General features: G+C 66.3%; 15 protein-coding genes. 11 read left to right on the forward strand and 4 right to left on the reverse strand.

What is annotated here, in order from left to right:
• The 6 genes from AC1DCU_RS11545 to AC1DCU_RS11570 form a co-directional block, all read left to right on the forward strand.
• Nucleotides 1-672: methyl-accepting chemotaxis protein (locus AC1DCU_RS11545; RefSeq protein ID WP_478013524.1), on the forward strand; the 672-nt coding region annotated here is incomplete at its 5' end.
• 32 nt (nucleotides 673-704) lie between these two features.
• Nucleotides 705-1,574, forward strand: coding sequence for a CheR family methyltransferase (locus AC1DCU_RS11550; protein ID WP_032975462.1), 870 nt, complete (start codon nucleotides 705-707; stop codon nucleotides 1,572-1,574).
• Nucleotides 1,571-2,167 carry a chemoreceptor glutamine deamidase CheD gene (cheD, locus tag AC1DCU_RS11555; protein ID WP_025878962.1) on the forward strand — a complete coding sequence of 199 codons (597 nt, stop codon included), beginning with the start codon at nucleotides 1,571-1,573 and terminating at the stop codon, nucleotides 2,165-2,167. The genes AC1DCU_RS11550 and cheD overlap by 4 nt, the downstream gene beginning before the upstream one ends.
• Nucleotides 2,164-3,237 (forward strand): protein-glutamate methylesterase/protein-glutamine glutaminase, encoded by a 1,074-nt coding sequence (locus AC1DCU_RS11560; RefSeq protein ID WP_333623509.1) that lies wholly within the window; start codon nucleotides 2,164-2,166, stop codon nucleotides 3,235-3,237. Before cheD ends, AC1DCU_RS11560 begins: the two co-directional genes overlap by 4 nt.
• A 92-nt stretch (nucleotides 3,238-3,329) precedes the next feature.
• Nucleotides 3,330-4,907, forward strand: coding sequence for a hypothetical protein (locus AC1DCU_RS11565; RefSeq protein ID WP_478013525.1), 1,578 nt, complete (start codon nucleotides 3,330-3,332; stop codon nucleotides 4,905-4,907).
• Between the two features lie 44 nt (nucleotides 4,908-4,951).
• Entirely contained in the window at nucleotides 4,952-5,902 is a 951-nt protein-coding gene (locus AC1DCU_RS11570; RefSeq protein WP_442252126.1) for a hypothetical protein, read from the forward strand.
• Between the two features lie 52 nt (nucleotides 5,903-5,954).
• Here AC1DCU_RS11570 and acnB read toward each other — a convergent pair whose 3' ends face one another.
• From acnB to AC1DCU_RS11585, 3 genes are read right to left on the reverse strand one after another with little or no spacing between them, the layout of a single operon-like run.
• The gene (acnB, locus tag AC1DCU_RS11575; protein WP_140227022.1) at nucleotides 5,955-8,546 is read right to left on the reverse strand and encodes a bifunctional aconitate hydratase 2/2-methylisocitrate dehydratase; all 2,592 of its coding nucleotides are present in this window, start codon (nucleotides 8,544-8,546) and stop codon (nucleotides 5,955-5,957) included.
• A gap of 40 nt (nucleotides 8,547-8,586) precedes the next feature.
• On the reverse strand, nucleotides 8,587-8,988 hold the full coding sequence (locus AC1DCU_RS11580; protein ID WP_049466025.1) for a type II toxin-antitoxin system VapC family toxin: 402 nt from the start codon (nucleotides 8,986-8,988) through the stop codon (nucleotides 8,587-8,589).
• A 6-nt stretch (nucleotides 8,989-8,994) separates the two neighbouring features.
• Nucleotides 8,995-9,219 carry an AbrB/MazE/SpoVT family DNA-binding domain-containing protein gene (locus tag AC1DCU_RS11585; RefSeq protein ID WP_025878955.1) on the reverse strand — a complete coding sequence of 75 codons (225 nt, stop codon included), beginning with the start codon at nucleotides 9,217-9,219 and terminating at the stop codon, nucleotides 8,995-8,997.
• A gap of 189 nt (nucleotides 9,220-9,408) precedes the next feature.
• On the opposite strand from AC1DCU_RS11585, the gene bamE reads away from it, so the two are divergent.
• Both bamE and acnA read left to right on the forward strand, forming a co-directional pair.
• The gene (gene bamE / locus AC1DCU_RS11590; RefSeq protein ID WP_025878954.1) at nucleotides 9,409-9,780 is read left to right on the forward strand and encodes an outer membrane protein assembly factor BamE domain-containing protein; all 372 of its coding nucleotides are present in this window, start codon (nucleotides 9,409-9,411) and stop codon (nucleotides 9,778-9,780) included.
• Nucleotides 9,781-10,037: 257 nt separating this feature from the next.
• Nucleotides 10,038-12,791 carry an aconitate hydratase AcnA gene (gene acnA, locus AC1DCU_RS11595; protein ID WP_442252124.1) on the forward strand — a complete coding sequence of 918 codons (2,754 nt, stop codon included), beginning with the start codon at nucleotides 10,038-10,040 and terminating at the stop codon, nucleotides 12,789-12,791.
• Between the two features lie 120 nt (nucleotides 12,792-12,911).
• On the opposite strand, the gene AC1DCU_RS11600 is transcribed toward acnA, so the two are convergent.
• The gene (locus AC1DCU_RS11600) at nucleotides 12,912-14,462 is read right to left on the reverse strand and encodes a BCCT family transporter (RefSeq protein ID WP_025878952.1); all 1,551 of its coding nucleotides are present in this window, start codon (nucleotides 14,460-14,462) and stop codon (nucleotides 12,912-12,914) included.
• A 170-nt stretch (nucleotides 14,463-14,632) separates the two neighbouring features.
• On the opposite strand from AC1DCU_RS11600, the gene betI reads away from it, so the two are divergent.
• From betI to betA, 3 genes are all read left to right on the forward strand, one after another.
• Nucleotides 14,633-15,223, forward strand: a complete 591-nt coding sequence (gene betI / locus AC1DCU_RS11605) for a transcriptional regulator BetI (RefSeq protein ID WP_025878951.1) — start codon at nucleotides 14,633-14,635, stop codon at nucleotides 15,221-15,223.
• A gap of 41 nt (nucleotides 15,224-15,264) precedes the next feature.
• Nucleotides 15,265-16,737 (forward strand): betaine-aldehyde dehydrogenase, encoded by a 1,473-nt coding sequence (gene betB / locus AC1DCU_RS11610; protein ID WP_032975471.1) that lies wholly within the window; start codon nucleotides 15,265-15,267, stop codon nucleotides 16,735-16,737.
• Between the two features lie 101 nt (nucleotides 16,738-16,838).
• Nucleotides 16,839-18,521, forward strand: a complete 1,683-nt coding sequence (gene betA, locus AC1DCU_RS11615; protein ID WP_025878949.1) for a choline dehydrogenase — start codon at nucleotides 16,839-16,841, stop codon at nucleotides 18,519-18,521.
• The last annotated feature ends 236 nt before the right edge of the window (nucleotides 18,522-18,757 follow it).

The raw sequence follows: 18,757 nt of genomic DNA on the forward strand, positions 1-18,757 counted from the left end.
GTGGTCACCACCATGTCGGCCATCGAAGCCTCCTCGAAGAAGATCGCCGAGATCATCTCGGTCATCGATGGCATCGCCTTCCAGACCAACATCCTGGCGCTGAATGCCGCAGTGGAAGCGGCCCGTGCCGGCGAACAGGGCCGTGGCTTTGCCGTGGTCGCCAGCGAAGTGCGTACCCTCGCCCAGCGCTCGGCCGCCGCCGCCAAGGAAATCAAGGGCCTGATCGACGACTCGGTCGGCAAGGTCGCCGAGGGTTCCAGCCTGGTCCACCAGGCCGGCAGCACCATGGGCGAGATCGTCGCGTCGGTGCAGCGCGTGACCGACATCATGGCCGAGATCTCCGCCGCCTCGCAGGAGCAGTCCGCCGGCATCGAGCAGGTCAACCAGACCGTGGTGCAGATGGACGAAACCACCCAGCAGAACGCCGCGCTGGTGGAAGAAGCCACCGCCGCCGCGCGGGCGATGGAAGACCAGGCCGCACAGCTGGCCGACGCCGTGGCGATCTTCCGCCTCGACAACCAGGTCGCTGTCGCAGTGAAGGCGGTGACCGCCAAGGTCGCGCCGAAGGCTGCCAGCCCTGCGCCTTCGCGACCGCTGTCGACGCCCGCACCGATCCGCCGTACCCATTCCAGCACCGTCGTCTCCAACGACGGCGACTGGCAGGAATTCTGATCCTCGCGGCGGCTCCGGCCGCCGCCCCGCCGATGGACACGTCACCCGTGCAGAGCCCTACCCCCATCGTCAGCGGTACGCGCGAATTCGAATTCGCCGACCGTGATTTCCGCCGCGTCTGCGACCTGATCTACCAGCGCGTGGGCATCGCCCTCGCCCCGGCCAAGCGCGACATGGTGTACGGACGCCTGTCGCGCCGGCTGCGCACGCTGGGCATGCGCAGCTTCCAGCAGTACCTGGACCACCTGGAACAAGGTGATGGCGACGAGTGGCAGGCATTCACCAATGCGCTGACCACCAACCTCACTGCGTTCTTCCGCGAGCCACACCATTTCGACAAGCTGCGCGAAGAGCTGCAGCAGCGCAACGGGCGCGGTCCGCTGCTGTTGTGGTCGTGCGCCGCCTCCACCGGCGAAGAGCCCTACTCGATGGCGATCACCGCCTGCGAAGCGTTCGGCACCCTGAAGCCGCCGGTACGCATCGTCGCCACCGACGTCGACACCCAGGTGCTGGCCACCGCCGGGCGCGGCGTCTACAACATCGACCGTGTCGCCGGCCTCGATCCGGACCTGCGTCGCCGCTATTTCCAGCGTGGCAGTGGCCCCAACGAAGGCCAGTGCCGCGTACTGCCGGCGCTGCGTGAACTGATCGAATTCCGCCCGTTGAACCTGCTGGCACCGCGTTACGACGTCGGCGGCCCGTTCGATGCGCTGTTCTGCCGCAACGTGATGATCTACTTCGACAAGCCGACCCAGCGCGCGATTCTTGGCCGCCTGGTCAACCACCTGGCCGACGACGGCCTGCTCTATACCGGCCACTCGGAGAACTACCTGCACGCGGCCGATCTGATCCAACCCTGCGGCCGTACCCTGTACCGTCGTGCGGCAAAGGCCGGCGCATGAACGCATCACTGCGTACCGACGATGTGATGCGCTACCAGGACGCACGCTTCAAGACCATCGCCGCCAAGCTGCTGCCAACCCAGTATCTGGTAGTGGATGACACCACCGCGCTGACCACTACGCTGGGCTCCTGCGTGGCGGCTTGCCTGCGCGACCCGGTACTGAAGATCGGCGGCATGAACCACTTCCTGCTGCCCGAAGGCAACGCCGGCGACGGCGCGCCCGCACGTTATGGCAGCTATGCGATGGAACTGCTGATCAACGACATGCTCAAGCGCGGCGCCCACCGCAAGCGCATCGAGGCGAAGGTGTTCGGCGGCGCCAACGTGCTGAAGGGCTTCACCAGCAATCCGGTAGGCACCCGCAACGCCGAATTCGTGCGCCAGTACCTGCAGGCCGAACACATCCCGATCCTCGCCGAGGACCTGTGCGGCATCCATCCGCGCAAGATCTGGTTCTTCGCCGATACCGGCCGCGTGGTTGTGCAGCGCCTTCCACACGCCCACGAAGCCGAAGTCGCCGCGACCGAATCGGCCGTGCGCGCACGCCTGTCCAAGGCCCCGGTCACCGGTGGCGTGGAGCTGTTCGAATGACCCTGACCGGCAACGCCCCCTGCCGGGTCCTGATCGTCGACGACTCCGCCGTCGTGCGGCAGATGCTCACCGAAATCCTGTCCAGCGATCCGGCCATCGACGTGGTCGGCACCGCCGCCGACCCGCTGCTGGCCCGCGAGAAGATCAAGCGCCTGGCCCCGGACGTGATCACCCTGGACGTGGAAATGCCACGCATGGATGGCCTGGCGTTCCTGGAAAACCTGATGCGCCTGCACCCGCTGCCGGTGGTGATGATCTCTTCGCTGACCGAGCGCGGCGCCGATACCACCCTGCAGGCACTGGGCCTGGGCGCGGTGGACTTCGTGTCCAAGCCCAAGCTCGACGTGGCCCGCGGCCTGCAGGGCTATGCCGATGAAATCATCTCCAAGGTGAAGATGGCTGCGCGTTCCCGGGTGCGCCCGCTGGTGCGCGTGGCCACGCCGAAACTCACGCTGGATGCCGCCCCTGCCGCGCGCCCGGCAGCAACGCAGTTCCGCACCACCGACCGCCTGATCGCCATCGGCTCGTCGGCTGGCGGTACCGAAGCATTGCGCGTGGTGCTGGAAGGCATGCCCGCCGACGGTCCGGCCGTGGTGATGACCCAGCACCTGCCCGCCAGCTTCAGCACCGCCTTCGCCGAACGACTGGACCGTCACTCGGCAATGGCCGTGCGCGAAGCCAGCGACGGTGAAGCGGTGCTGCCCGGCCACGCCTACCTCCCTCCGGGCGGCAAGCACCTGCGGATCATCCGCGACGGTGCACGCTGGCGTTGCCGTGTCGACGATGGTCCTGCGGTGAACCGGCACAAGCCGGCGGTGGACGTGCTGTTCCGCTCGGTGGCACAGAGCGCGGGCGGCAATGCCATCGGCGCGATCCTCACCGGCATGGGCGACGACGGTGCACGCGGCCTGCTGGAAATGCGCCAGGCCGGCGCGCCCACACTGGTGCAGGACGAGGCGACCAGCGTGGTCTGGGGCATGCCCGGCGCGGCCTTCAAGCTCGGCGCGGCCGAGGAACAGGTGCCGCTGGAGCGCATTGCCGAACGACTGCTGGCGCTGGCGCGCGGCTGAGCGTCTGCGGCGTCACCTCTGCCACTCCCTTTTTTCCACGTGCCGGCCGGGAAAGGCCGGCACGGATGTTTCGATTTTCATGGAGCTTGCCCATGGCCCAGCGCGCCCTCCCCGCCCGATCCTCCCTGCTGGCAGTCGTCCTGTTGGCCCCACTGGTGACTACCGCTGCCACAGCACCGGCCACGCCATCGGCCACGCCCGTGCCCCAACGCGATGGCCCCGCCTCCTGGACCGAGCGTGTGCAGATCCTGAGCGGCCCGGACAGCGCATCGAAGCGTCTGCACGCGCCCGACGTGGCACTGCGCATCGTCACTCCCGATGACAGCGAGGCGCTCACACCAAAGGGACTGGCCCTGCTGTTCAGCGGCAACGAGCCGGACTACTTCCGGCGCAACCACCTGCCCGGCAGCATCATCGAGGGCCAGGCCAGCCCCGCCATCACGCTGATGCCGAATGTGGCCAAGGCACTGGTGGGAGGCTACTTCCGCTATGCACCCGACGCTGTGCCCAAGCAGACCAGTACGCTGCGCTTCAGTGCAGATGATTGGGTGCTGGTACACCAGGGCAATACGCGCAAGGATCCGCTGTATCGCCTCAACCATTCCAGCACGATCCAGCAGCGCCGCGCCGATGGCAGCCTGGCCGAGATCATCAGCTGCAACGACAGTGATGACCGGGCGACCCTGGGCGCGTGGCAGGCCGATGACTACGCCAGGCTCAAGAGCGCGGCGCAGAAGATCACCATGAAATGCATCGACAAGCTCATCAAGCGGATACCGGCGATGTACCCACGCCCGCTGGCGGCGGAAGACCTCAGTGCCTATGCGGGCGGCGCGGTTCCGCCGGCACGGGTGCGCGTGTTCGCCGACTTCGGCCGGACCACGACGTTGTTTACCGATGCCTCCTGCCGCACCGACTACCGTGACCGGATTGACGTCAAGTACAACAACGCCGGTGACAAGGGCCTGCTTGGCATTCCCAGCACCGAGGCCCTGCGCAGCAAGGAGAACCAGCGATTCTCCACGCTCAGCTACCAGGAATACGAAGTTCCCGGTGGCAAGCCGCTGATCTTCGAGGCGGCCTTTGACCCGAAAAGCGGTCTCTACTGCAAGGGCACGCTGTCAGGCCAGTTCGTGGCCAAGCCCGGGCAGGATTACGAGGTGGAATTTGAAGTGGCCGACAAGATGTGCCGGCTGCATATCCGCCAGGTGCATACCGATGGCAGCGTGACACCGCAGCAGGCGCGGCCAACCCCCACGAGCTGCGAGGGCACCCGCGCGCCGGTGCGCATCGAACCGCGCCAGGACATGCAGGTCCTGCTGTTCACCCCGGGCAAGCTGCAGATCCAGGACGCCACGCAGAACAGTGCGCCGCAGCAGCTGAGCGACGACGGCAGCGCCAACGCCGCACTGCAGCAGGTGCTGCAGCAGGCCAGCAGCACCCCCGGTACGCGGTTGTGCATCGTGACGCCCGGCAGCACCTACAGCAGCCCAATGCGCGACGCGCTCTGGAACCGGGTGCTGGAATCGCCACAGGCGCTGCCCAGTCTGTGGCTGGAGGCTGCCGCAGTGACTCCGTCGCACAGCGCCGCAACAGGCGCCCAGGTCGACCTCGCCGCCGCGGTCACGCGCTGCAAGGCGTTCCCGATCAAGGAATTCGCGGCGCAGTGAGTTGCAGCGCGCGCACCCATCACGTTTCCCCAAGGAGTACCACCGTGGCATTACGCCCAGCCTGCCTCACCGTCGCGATCGCGGCCAGCCTGCTGCTGGCTCCGTCGGCCTACGCCGTCGACGAAGCACCCACGCCTGTCGCCGCCTCTGCGGTCACGTCCGGGGCATCACCGGATCCGGCAACGGACGCCATGCCCGTAACCGATATCGCCGAGGCCGCACCGGCAGCTGCGGCCGTCGCCGGACCAGCCGTCGGGGACGTCACAGTGGCTGTGGCACCCGCACTGGATCTCAGCAGCCTGCAACGGGTAAAGGTCACTTCCGGCCTGGGCGTCGGGCCCAACGGCAATCGCGTGGGCGACCATGTGCTGCGCCTTGTGATGCGCGGTGACACCGCCGCCGTCACCGCAGCCAAGGTCGGTCTGTCTGCCTTGGCGTTCGTCACCGGCGTGGGTGACATCGGCACCAGCAACAGCTTCAGCAAGAACAACGTGCGCGGCGAGGACATCCAGTCCGTTCCCAGCCCGGCCTTCGGCGCGTTGCCCGGCATGATCCGCGAGCAGCTGGCGCTCTATTTCACGGCCCATCCCGGCGCCATTCCCAGTGACGAGCGCACCGTGGAAGCCAGCGCCGGCCAGTGGTCCCTGGTGTACCAGAAGCTCAGCGACGCAGAGACCCCGTATGAGCTGCGCCACGATGTAACCATCGGCTTCCCGCTGGTGCGCAAGCTGTTCCGCAGCGCCAGTGGCGGCCAGGGCGTGCACTGCCAGGACGAAGCGCGGGTTGCTCCGCTGCAGGAATGGCAGGCCGACGACTACGCCAAGGCGAAAGCTGCATCGCGTGAGTTCGCCGAAGCCTGCATCGTCCGCTTCGTCGCCGAGCTGCCGCGCCTGTTCCCCGACCACGGTGCGTTGCCGGAAACGGCCGCGGAACCGGAGCTGCCGATGGACACGCCGGCGGTGACCGAGGAAGCGGCCGCCGCCGCCCAGGCCTGACCCCGGACGGACCTGAATCGCGACTAGTGCCGGCCAGCGGCCGGCACTACCCTCAGGCAGCGACCGTGTTGGCCACGTCCTGGTATTCCTCGATCTGGTCGAAGTTCATGTAACGGTAGATCTCGCTGCCGCTGGCGGCGATCACACCGATATCGGCCATGTACTCTTCCTTGGTCGGGATGCGGCCCAGGCGCGAGCAGATTGCCGCCAGTTCCGCCGAACCCAGGTACACGTTGGTGTTGCGGCCCAGGCGGTTCGGGAAGTTGCGGGTCGAGGTCGACATCGCGGTGGAGCCTTCGCGGATCTGCGCCTGGTTGCCCATGCACAGCGAGCAGCCCGGCATTTCCATGCGTGCGCCGGTCGCGCCGAAGGTGCCGTACACGCCTTCCTTGGTCAGCTCGGACGCATCCATCTTGGTCGGCGGGGCCACCCACAGGCGGGTCGGCAGGTCACGCTTGCCTTCCAGCAGCTTCGCAGCCGCACGGAAGTGACCGATGTTGGTCATGCACGAACCGATGAACACTTCGTCGATCTTGGCGCCAGCGACTTCGGACAGGGTCTTCACGTCGTCCGGGTCGTTCGGGCAGGCCACGATCGGCTCGTGGATGTCGGCCAGGTCGATCTCGATGACGGCGGCGTACTCGGCGTCGGCATCCGGCTCCAGCAGCTCCGGGTTGGCCAGCCACGCTTCCATCTTCTCGATACGGCGCTGCAGCGAGCGCGGATCCTGGTACCCCTCGGCGATCATCCACTTCAGCAGCGTGATGTTGCTGGTCAGGTACTCGATGATCGGTTCCTTGTTCAGGCGCACCGAGCAGCCGGCCGCCGAACGCTCGGCCGAGGCATCGGACAGTTCGAAGGCCTGTTCGACCTTCAGTTCCGGCAGGCCTTCGATTTCCAGGATGCGGCCGGAGAAGATGTTCTTCTTGCCAGCCTTGGCCACGGTCAGCAGGCCCGACTTGATCGCGTACAGCGGGATCGCGTTGACCAGGTCACGCAGGGTCACGCCCGGCTGCATCTTGCCCTTGAAGCGCACCAGCACCGACTCCGGCATGTCCAGCGGCATCACGCCGGTGGCAGCGGCGAAGGCGACCAGGCCCGAACCGGCCGGGAACGAAATGCCGACCGGGAAACGGGTGTGCGAGTCGCCGCCGGTGCCGACGGTGTCCGGCAGCAGCATGCGGTTGAGCCAGCTGTGGATCACGCCATCGCCCGGACGCAGCGAGATGCCGCCGCGGGTGGAGATGAATTCCGGCAGGGTGTGGTGGGTCTTGACGTCCACCGGCTTCGGGTAGGCCGCGGTGTGGCAGAACGACTGCATCACCAGGTCGGCCGAGAAGCCCAGGCAGGCCAGGTCCTTCAGCTCGTCGCGGGTCATCGGGCCGGTGGTGTCCTGCGAGCCCACCGAGGTCATCTTCGGTTCGCAGTAGGTGCCCGGGCGCATGCCCTTGCCTTCCGGCAGGCCACAGGCGCGGCCAACCATCTTCTGCGCCAGCGAGAAGCCCTTGCCGGTATCGGCCGGCTGCACCGGCAGGCGGAACAGGTCGGTCGGGGCCAGGCCCAGCGCTTCACGCGCCTTGCCGGTCAGGCCACGGCCGATGATCAGCGGAATGCGGCCACCGGCGCGCACTTCGTCGAACAGCACTTCGGACTTGACCTGGAACTCGGCGATCACTTCGCCGTTCTTCAGCGCCTTGCCATCGTACGGACGCAGCTCGACCACATCGCCGTGCTCCATCTTCGACACGTCCAGCTCGATCGGCAGCGCGCCGGCATCTTCCATGGTGTTGTAGAAGATCGGGGCGATCTTCGAACCCAGGCAGACGCCACCGGCGCGCTTGTTCGGGATGTACGGAATGTCATCGCCAGTCCACCACAGCACGCTGTTGGTGGCCGACTTGCGCGAGGAACCGGTGCCGACCACGTCGCCGACATAGGCGACCAGATGGCCCTTGTCCTTCAGCGACAGGATCTGCTGGATCGGGCCGCGCTTGCCGTCTTCTTCCGGGGTGAACGCGGCGTCGTCACGCTTGTTCTTCAGCATCGCCAGGGCGTGCATCGGAATGTCCGGGCGGGTGGTCGCGTCCGGTGCCGGCGACAGGTCGTCGGTGTTGGTTTCGCCCGGCACCTTGAACACGGTGACGGTCAGGCTCTGCGGCACTTCCGGGTTGCTGGTGAACCACTCGGCATCGGCCCAGCTCTGCATCACGGCCTGGGCGTTGGCGTTGCCCGCCTTGGCCTTTTCCTGCACGTCGTGGAAGGCATCGAACACCAGCAGGGTCTTCTTCAGCGCGTCGGCAGCGATGGCGCCAACGCTGGCATCGTCCAGCAGCTGCACCAGCGGCGCGACGTTGTAACCGCCCAGCATGGTGCCCAGCAGTTCGGTGGCGCGCTCGCGGCTGATCAGCGGGTTCTGCTCGCTGCCCAGTGCGATCGCGGCCAGGTACGAGGCCTTGACCTTGGCAGCGTCATCGACGCCGGCCGGCACGCGGTGGGTCAGCAGGTCGAGCAGGAACTCGGCCTCGCCCTGCGGCGGGTTCTTCAGCAGTTCGATGACATCGGCCGTCTGCTGCGCGGTCAGCGGCAGGGGCGGGATGCCAAGCGCAGCGCGCTCGGCGACGTGGTGGCGGTAGGCTTCCAACATGACAACTCCCGGGTAATGCGTAGGTTGAAAAAAAGTGGGCTCAGGCTTGCGGCACGATCAGCTTCAGGCCCTTGAAGTAGTCGCGATAAAACGTGTCGTTCCAGGTGATCAGGCCATCGCACTGCAGCAGGGCGTGCGCGCCGATCATGAATTCGTCCAGGCCACGGCGCTGGCTGCCGCCGCGCTGGCGATGGCGGCGATGCATCTCACCCGCGCGCAGGGCCGACTTGGCTTCCAGCGCGTTGAAGTGCACGCCCATTTCTTCCAGCGCTTCCAGCACCTCGGCACCGCCGCGCAGGGCGGCACAGATCTCGGCCAGGGTCGCGCCGCAGACCACCACGCGGCCACCGACCAGGCTCTGCCGCAGGCAGGCTTCCACCGCATCGGCCTGCGGGCCGTTGCTGAGCAGTTCGACCAGTACCGGTGAATCGACGGCGATCATCACCGCTTACTCCTCGTCGCGCAGGTCGCGCACGGCCGCGTCGGCCGATTCGAAGCCGTCCAGCGAGAACTTTCCGCGGGCGCGGGAGATCGCATCGTCCACGCTCTTGCGCAGGATGATCCGGCTGCCTTCCAGCTCCACCTTCAGCAAGGTGCCCTTGGTCAGGCCCAGCGCATCGCGCACTGCCTTGGGCAGGGTGATCTGTCCGCGTTCAGCAACGGTGGCTTCCATGGGGTACGCCTCAAAAAGTATGTATGAATTATACATACCCGTCGCATCCGGAACAAACCTCCCGATATGTGACACTGATCCCTCGTCAGTCGCAGCCGGGGGTTAGACTCGCCCAGCAGCCCTGCTGTGCCCCGGCTGGACGCCCCGGCGTCCAACCGCACCTATCCGCTCCATAAATAAGGAAGTTTCATGCGCGCGCTCGCCCTTGCCCTGATCCTCGCAGCCCCGCTGGCCGTTTCGACGACCTCCGCCCATGCCAACCCGTTCGGCGCCTACACCACCGGCATCGAGATCACCCAGCAGCAGATGGACACCCTGGAAGTGGGCAAGACCACCCAGGACAACATCCGTGAGAAGTTCGGCGCCCCCGGCCGCCGCGAACAGCTGGGCGACACCCAGGTCTGGTACTACGACTTCGTGAAGATCAAGAGCTTCGGCAAGAACATCCAGGAAGCGACCGTACTGGAGTTCAACAAGCAGGGCGTGCTGACGGCCAAGTCCAAGAGCAACGCTGTCGGCAAGACCGGCAATCCGCTGATCGATGCCGCCAACGGCAAGTAAGTCCTGCAGCCGATGCATTCCTGGACGGGGCGCCCATGAGCGCCCCGTCTGCGTGCGGGCTGGCGCAAAAACGATGCACACGCTGACACGAAGGCTACACACACCGCTGTAACCTTGCGTTCCAAGCCTGCCGGGTCATTGCCGGGCGCTGGATCGCCGATACTGGGCAGGATCCGGGGCCGGAGTGCCACCGGCAAACGCAAGCAGGCCCGCCCATGCGGGCCACTGCAAGCCATCCGCAAGAGGAGTCATCCCGCATGAGCGATTCGTTCTCCACCCGCAGCCAGCTGGACGTCGGCGGCAAGACCTACGACTACTTCAGCCTGCCCAAGCTGGGCCAGCGCTTCGACATCTCCCACCTGCCCTATTCGATGAAGATCCTGCTGGAGAACCTGCTCCGGCACGAGGATGGCGGCGTCACCGTCGGCAAGGATCACATCGAGGCCGTCGCCCGCTGGCAGCCCAGCGCCGAACCGGATACCGAAATCGCCTTCATGCCCGCGCGCGTGGTCCTGCAGGACTTCACCGGCGTGCCCTGCGTGGTCGACCTGGCCGCGATGCGCGATGCGGTGGTCAAGCTCGGCGGCCGCCCCGAACAGATCAATCCGCTGATTCCCTCCGAACTGGTCATCGACCACTCGGTGCAGGTGGATGTGTTCGGCAAGCCCGACGCACTGGACCTCAACGGCAAGATTGAATTCCAGCGCAACCAGGAACGCTACGGCTTCCTGCGCTGGGGCCAGAAGGCCTTCGACAACTTCAAGGTGGTGCCGCCCAACACCGGCATCGTCCACCAGGTGAACCTGGAAAACCTGGCCCGCGTGGTGATGACCGCGGACAAGGACGGCAAGGCCGTTGCGTATCCGGATACCGTGTTCGGTACCGACAGCCACACCACGATGATCAACGGCATCGGCGTGCTCGGCTGGGGCGTGGGCGGCATCGAAGCCGAGGCGGCCATGCTCGGCCAGCCTTCGTCGATGCTGATTCCGCAGGTGGTCGGCTTCAAGCTGACCGGCCGTATGCCCGAAGGCGCCACCGCCACCGACCTGGTGCTGACCGTCACCCAGATGCTGCGCAAGCTCGGCGTGGTCGGCAAGTTCGTCGAATTCTACGGCGACGGCCTGCAGCACCTGCCACTTGCCGACCGCGCGACCATCGGCAACATGGCCCCCGAATACGGCGCCACCTGCGGCATCTTCCCGATCGACAACGAATCGCTGACCTACCTGCGCCTGTCCGGCCGCAGCGAAGAGCAGATCGCCCTGGTCGAAGCCTACGCCAAGGCGCAGGGCCTGTGGCACGACGCCAACAGCCCGCATGCGCAGTACAGCACCACGCTGGAACTGGACATGGGCACGGTGAAGCCCTCGCTGGCCGGCCCCAAGCGCCCGCAGGACCGCGTGCTGCTGGAAGACGTGCAGAAGAACTACCGCGACGCGCTAGTCGGCATGACCGCCAACCGCGACAAGCGCAGCGAGGATGTCTCCACCTTCGTCAATGAAGGCGGCGGCGCCGCAGTGGGCAACGAGCAGCTGGCCAAGGGCTACGCCGACATCGAGATGGACGGCAGGAAGGTGCGGCTGAAGGATGGTGCGGTGGTCATCGCCGCCATCACCTCGTGCACCAACACCTCCAACCCGGCGGTGATGATCGGCGCCGGCCTGCTGGCCCGCAACGCGGCCGCCAAGGGGCTGGACCGCAAGCCGTGGGTCAAGACCTCGCTCGGCCCAGGCTCGCGTGTGGTCACCGACTATCTTGAAAAGGCCGGCGTTCTCACCGAGCTGGAGAAGATCGGCTTCTACGTGGTGGGCTATGGCTGCACCACCTGCATCGGCAACTCCGGCCCGCTGCCGACCGAAGTCAGTGCCGGCATCGCCAGTGGTGATCTGGTGGTGACCTCGGTGCTGTCGGGCAACCGCAACTTCGAGGGCCGCGTGCACCCCGAAGTGAAGATGAACTACCTGGCCAGCCCGCCGCTGGTGGTGGCCTACGCCATCGCCGGCACCACCGACATCGACCTGACCACCGAACCGCTGGGCACCGGCAGCGATGGTCAGCCGGTGTACCTGCGCGACATCTGGCCAAGCAACAAGGAGATCGGCGACGTCATCGCCGCCACCGTCGGCCCGGAGATGTTCAAGCAGAACTACGCCGACGTGTTCAAGGGCGATACCCGCTGGAACACCATCGCCTCACCGGACGGTGACCTGTACGAATGGAGCGATGCGTCCACCTACATCAAGAACCCGCCGTACTTCGATGGCATGACCATGCAGGTCGGCAGCATCGATGATGTGCACGGCGCGCGGGTGATGGGCCTGTTCGGCGATTCGATCACCACCGACCACATCTCCCCGGCCGGCAACATCAAGAAGGATTCGCCGGCGGGCCGCTTCCTGCAGGAGCGCGGCGTGCAGCCGGCCGACTTCAACAGCTACGGCAGCCGCCGCGGCAACGATGACGTGATGGTCCGCGGCACCTTCGCCAACATCCGCATCAAGAACCTGATGTTCGGTGGCGAAGAAGGCGGCAACACCCTGTACTACCCGGCCGGCGGTGGCCAGCCGGAGAAGCTGGCGATCTACGATGCGGCCATGAAGTACAAGGCCGACAAGGTGCCGCTGGTGGTACTGGCCGGCAAGGAATACGGCACCGGCTCGTCGCGCGACTGGGCAGCCAAGGGCACCCTGCTGCTGGGGGTGAAGGCGGTCATCGCCGAAAGCTTCGAACGCATCCACCGCTCCAACCTGGTCGGCATGGGCGTGCTGCCGCTGCAGTTCCGCAACGGCGAAAACGCACAGTCGCTGGGTCTGGATGGCTCGGAAGTGATCGATGTCACCGGCCTGCAGGATGGCGCCAGCAAGCGCGCCACGGTCACCGCGACCAAGGCCGATGGCACGAAGAAGACCTTCGAAGTCTCGGTGATGCTGCTGACCCCGAAGGAAGTGGAGTACTTCCGCCACGGTGGCCTGCTGCAGTACGTGCTGCGCCAGCTGGCTGCACGTTGATCGAACGTACTGCGTAGGTAGAGCCAGGCCATGCCTGGCTGCGACAAGACAAAAGGGCCGGATCCTCAAAGATCCGGCCCTTTTCTTTGCTGCTCGCCGGGCGTGGCGGCCCGGCGCCACCTACCGCCGCGGCGCGTCCGGGTCGGTACGCAGCGCCTTGAGCAGGCCCCACATGTAGAACGCCAGGATGAACGAGAACGGCAGGCCGCACAGCACCACCGCCGTCTGCATCGCGCTGAAGTTGCCGGCCAGCAACAGGCCGACACTGGCCACGGTAATACCCGCCGCCCAGAACACGCGCAGCCAGATCGGCGCGTCATGCCCATCCTCCACGCCATCATCGACACGCCGGGTACACAGGTTGGCGATCATCAGCGTGCCCGAATCGACCGGGGTCAGGAACAACACGAAACCAATGACCACTGCCGCACCAGCGATGTACGGCGCCGCGGGCAAGTATTCCAGCAGCTTGAACAGGGTCATCGCCGCATCGTGCTGAGCCACCTGGCCCAGCACCGCCTGGCCATGGTTCAGCACCAGGTCGATGGCGGTGTTGCCGAAGATCGACAGCCAGGCCAGCGTGAAACCCAACGGGATCAGCAGCACGCCCATGATCACTTCGCGGATGGTGCGGCCGCGCGAGATGCGCGCCACGAACAGGCCCACGAACGGCGCCCAGGCAATCCACCACGCCCAGTAGAACAACGTCCACGAGCCCATCCACTCACGCCCCTTCGGGTCGTTGAGGTACATGTCGAAGCTCTTGCGCACGAACGCGCCCAGGTAGTCGCCGGTGTTCTGTACCAGGCCATCGAACAGGTGCAGGGTCGGGCCGGTCACCAGCACGAACAGCAGCAGCAGGCACAGCAGGCGCACGTTGAGGTTGGACAACCAGGCGATGCCCTTCTCCACGCCGGCGACCACGCCGATGGTGGCTACGACCATCATCACCAGCACGATGGCCACCAGCACCTGCGGCGTATCCGGGATGTGGAACAGGTAGACCAGGCCGGACTGCACCACCAGCGCACCGATGCCGAGGTTGGTGACCATCGAGATCAGCGTCGCGAGGATACCGAAACCATCGACCATGTCGCCGATGCGGCCATGGATGCGCTCGCCGAAGATCGGGTACAGCGCCGAACGCAGGGCCAGCGGCAGGTTGCGGCGGTAGGCGAAGTAGCCCAGCGCCACGCCGACCAGAGCGTACAGCGCCCAGCCATGCAGGCCCCAGTGCAGGAAGGTCAGCACCATCGCTTCGCGGCCCGCGGCGACGGTGCCGCCGGGCTGCCCGGGCGGGTTGAGGAAATGATCGAGCGGCTCGTAGGCGCCGTAGTACAGCAGCGCGATGCCGATGCCGGCCGAGAACAGCATCGACACCCAGGCCACGTAGCCGAACGCCGGCGATTCCTCGTTATGGCCCAGGCGGATGCGCCCATACGGCGAGAACGCCAGCCACAGCACGAAGCCCAGGCAGGCCACGATCAGCAGCATGTACCACCAGCCGAACGCCGCCGAGACCTCGGCCTGTGCCCATTGCAGCCAGTGCTCGCTGGCCTCCGGGAAAAAGACGGTCAACGCACCGAGGATGCCGATGGAGACCGACGAACTGAAGAACACGAAACGGTTCAAGCGCAGGGGCGAGCGCTTGGGATGAGCCAGGGAAGACATGGGGTCGTCTCATCAGTCCAAGGGGGCACATGGGCGGGGCCGGACCGGAAACCGGGCCCATGGCGTGGGGGCGCGACCGGCATCGTAGGGTTTATTGATTGAACGTTCAATCAATAAAAAGTATGATCTTCACCAGCCCGGCATTCCGGGTCGCAATCCGTGGAGAGACAATGCCGAAGAAAGGCGTGGAACCGGTCCGCCGCGAGCAGCTGATCCGGGCCACTTTCCAGACCATCGACGAGATCGGCATGGCCGATGCCACTGTCGCCACCATCGCAAGGAAGGCCGGCCTGTCCAGCGGCATCGTCGCCCACTACTTCGGCGACAAGGACGGCCTGCTCAATGCGGCGATGCGGCAGATCCTGCGCGAGCTGAAGGCAGCCGTTGCCCGCTATCGCGACGCCGCCGCCGGCGACGCACGTTCACAGCTTCGCGCCATCGTCGATGGCAACTTCGACGACAGCCAGACCAACGGGACCGCCATGCGCGTATGGCTGACCTTCTGGGCCGCCAGCATGCATCAGCCGGAACTTGCGCGGCTGCAGCGCGCCAACGACCAGCGACTGTTCTCCAACCTCTGCCATCAGTTCAACCGCCAGTTGCCGCATGCACAGGCACGCCTGTCCGCACGCGGGCTGGCCGCGATGATCGACGGCCTGTGGCTGCGCGGCAGCCTGGTCGGTGGTGACTTCAACGCCGACAAGGCGCGCCGCATCGCCTACGGCTACATCGATTTCCAATTGCAGGCCAACGCGCCCTGAGCGCGCCACGACCCCGCCCCATCCCTTCCAGGAGCAAGCCGATGACCACCCTGCCCGTGCAACAGCTGTACATCCACGGCCGCCGCGTCGACGCCACCAGCGGCAAGACCTTCCAGACCGTCAACCCTGCCAATGGCCAGGTGCTGGCCGACGTGCAGATCGCCAGCCAGGCCGATGTCGAACGCGCCGTTGAAAGCGCCAGCGAAGGCCAGAAGGTGTGGGCAGCGATGACCGCCATGGAGCGCTCGCGCATCCTGCGCCGTGCCGTCGAGATCCTGCGCGAGCGCAACGACGAGCTGGCCCACCTGGAAACCCTGGATACCGGCAAGGCGCTGGCCGAAACCACCACGGTGGACATCGTCACCGGTGCCGACGTGCTGGAGTACTACGCTGGCCTGGCCACCGCCATCGAAGGCATCCAGCTGCCGCTGCGCGAATCGAGCTTCTTCTATACCCGCCGCGAGCCGCTGGGCGTGGTCGCCGGCATCGGCGCCTGGAACTACCCGATCCAGATCGCCATGTGGAAGTCGGCCCCGGCCCTGGCCGCCGGCAATGCAATGGTCTTCAAGCCGTCCGAAGTGACCCCGCTGACCGCGATCAAGCTGGCCGAGATCTACACCGAAGCCGGCGTGCCGGACGGCGTGTTCAACGTCGTGCAGGGCCCGGGCCGCGAGATCGGCAACTGGCTGACCGAGCACCCGGTGATCGAGAAGATCTCCTTCACCGGCGGCGTGGCCACCGGCAAGAAGGTCATGGCCAGCGCTGCGTCGTCGTCGCTGAAGGAAGTGACGATGGAACTGGGCGGCAAGTCGCCGCTGGTGATCTGTGACGACGCTGATCTGGACCGTGCCGCCGACATCGCGGTGATGGCCAACTTCTTCAGCTCCGGCCAGGTCTGCACCAACGGTACCCGCGTGTTCGTGCCGCGCAGCATGCTGGCCGCGTTCGAAGCTGCCGTGGTGGAGCGCGTCAAGCGCATCCGCATCGGCGACCCGATGGCTGAAGAGACCAACTTCGGCCCGCTGACCAGCTTCCCGCACATGGAAAACGTGCTGCGCTTCATCGAAAGCGGCAAGAGCGAAGGCGCGCGCCTGCTGACCGGCGGCGGTCGTGCTACAGACGGTGCCCTGGCCGAGGGCGCCTATGTGCTGCCGACCGTGTTCTCCGACTGCCGCGACGACATGACGATTGTCCGCGAAGAGATCTTCGGGCCGGTGATGAGCATCCTCGCCTACGACGATGAGGACGAAGTGATCCGTCGCGCCAACGACACCACCTTCGGCCTGGCCGCAGGTGTGGTCAGCAAGGACATCAGCCGCGCACATCGCATCATCCATCGCCTGGAAGCCGGCATCTGCTGGATCAACACCTGGGGCGAGTCGCCGGCGGAAATGCCGGTCGGCGGCTACAAGCAGTCCGGCGTTGGCCGCGAGAACGGTATCTCCACCCTCGGCCACTACACCCGCATCAAGTCGGTGCAGGTCGAACTGGGCGACTACGCCAGCGTGTTCTGACCGGCGCGTCCTGAGCACCGCCCATCGTCCGGCCACCGCGCCGATCCGACATTCCGCCGGGACGCCTGCATGCAGCGCGCCCGGCCTGCAGGAGAGCAACCATGAGCACCCATAACGAGTACGACTACATCATCATCGGCGCCGGTTCGGCCGGCAACGTGCTGGCCACCCGCCTCACCGAAGATGCCGATGTCAGCGTGCTTCTGCTGGAAGCCGGTGGCCCGGACTACCGGCTCGATTTCCGTACCCAGATGCCCGCCGCACTGGCCTTCCCGCTGCAGGGCCGCCGCTACAACTGGGCGTACAAGACCGATCCCGAGCCCTTCATGAACAACCGCCGGATGGATTGCGGTCGTGGCAAGGGCCTGGGCGGTTCGTCGCTGATCAACGGCATGTGCTACATCCGCGGCAACGCGATGGACTACGACAACTGGGCCGGCATGCCGGGCCTGGAAGACTGGACCTACCTGGATTGCCTGCCGTACTTCCGCAAGGCCGAAACCCGTGACATCGGCCCGAACGACTACCACGGCGGCGACGGCCCGCTGCGCGTCACCACGCCCAAGGCCGGCAACAACGAACTGTTCGCGGCGATGGTCGAGGCCGGCGTGCAGGCCGGTTATCCGCGCACCGACGACCTCAACGGCTACCAGCAGGAAGGCTTCGGCCCGATGGACCGCACCGTCACGCCGAAGGGACGCCGCTCCAGCACCGCGCGTGGCTACCTGGATCTGGCCAAGCCGCGCCCGAACCTGACCATCGTCACCCACGCGCTGACCGACCGCATCCTGTTCTCGGGCAAGCGCGCAGTGGGCGTGCAGTGGCTGCACAACGACCAGCCGCAGCGCGCCACCGCGCGCCGCGAAGTGCTGCTGTGTGGTGGTGCCATCGCCTCGCCGCAGATCCTGCAGCGCTCCGGCGTCGGCCCGGCCGACCTGCTGCGCAGCCTGGACATCGACCTGGTGCACCACCTGCCCGGCGTCGGCGCCAACCTGCAGGACCATCTTGAGATGTACCTGCAGTACGAGTGCAAGAAGCCGGTCTCGCTGGCCCCGGCACTGAAGCTGTACAACCAGCCGGCGATCGGCGCCGAATGGCTGTTCCTGGGCACCGGCATCGGTGCCAGCAACCAGTTCGAAGCTGGCGGCTTCATCCGCAGCGATGCCGAATTCGACTGGCCCAACCTGCAGTATCACTTCCTGCCGGTGGCGATCAACTACAACGGTTCCAACCCGATCAAGGCGCACAGCTTCCAGATGCATGTCGGCTCGATGCGCTCGCCCAGCCGCGGCCGCATCCACGTGCGCTCGAAGGATCCGCGCGAAGATCCCAGCATCCTGTTCAACTACATGTCGCACGACCAGGACTGGCGCGAGTTCCGCTCGGCAATCCGGATCACCCGCGAGATCTTCGCGCAGCCGGCGCTGGCTCCGTACAGCGGCCGCGAGATTTCGCCAGGCAGCGCGCTGCAGACCGACGCGCAGATCGATGCGTTCGTGCGCGAGCATGCCGAGACCGCCTACCACCCGTCGTGCTCGAACAAGATGGGCCACGCCGATGATCCGATGGCGGTGGTTGACGGCCAGGGTCGCGTGCACGGCCTGGAAGCCCTGCGCATCGTCGATGCCTCGATCATGCCGCAGGTGGTCACCGGCAACCTCAACGCACCGACCATCATGATCGCCGAGAAGCTGGCCGATGTGATCCGTGGCCGCGCGCCGCTGCCGCGCAGCACGGCTTCGTACTACAAGGCCAACGGCGCGCCGGTGCGCAACAAGAGCTGAGTCTCCGGCCATCGGAATCATCCGCCGGGCATGGCCCGGCGCTACCAGGCGGGCTTTGCCTTCAGTCGACGGGCATGGCCCGGCACTACGAGGCGAGCTTTGCCTTCGGTAGCGCCGGGCCATGCCCGGCGGCTTTTGGCGCATACGGCCGCGCAGTGTCCACCCTCTTCGCGTTTTCCCTACGGGACGGTATGCTGCGGAGAGCGGTTCTGGCGGATACTGTCCGCGCCGCACCC

The organism is Stenotrophomonas sp. 10L48 (assembly GCF_056395105.1).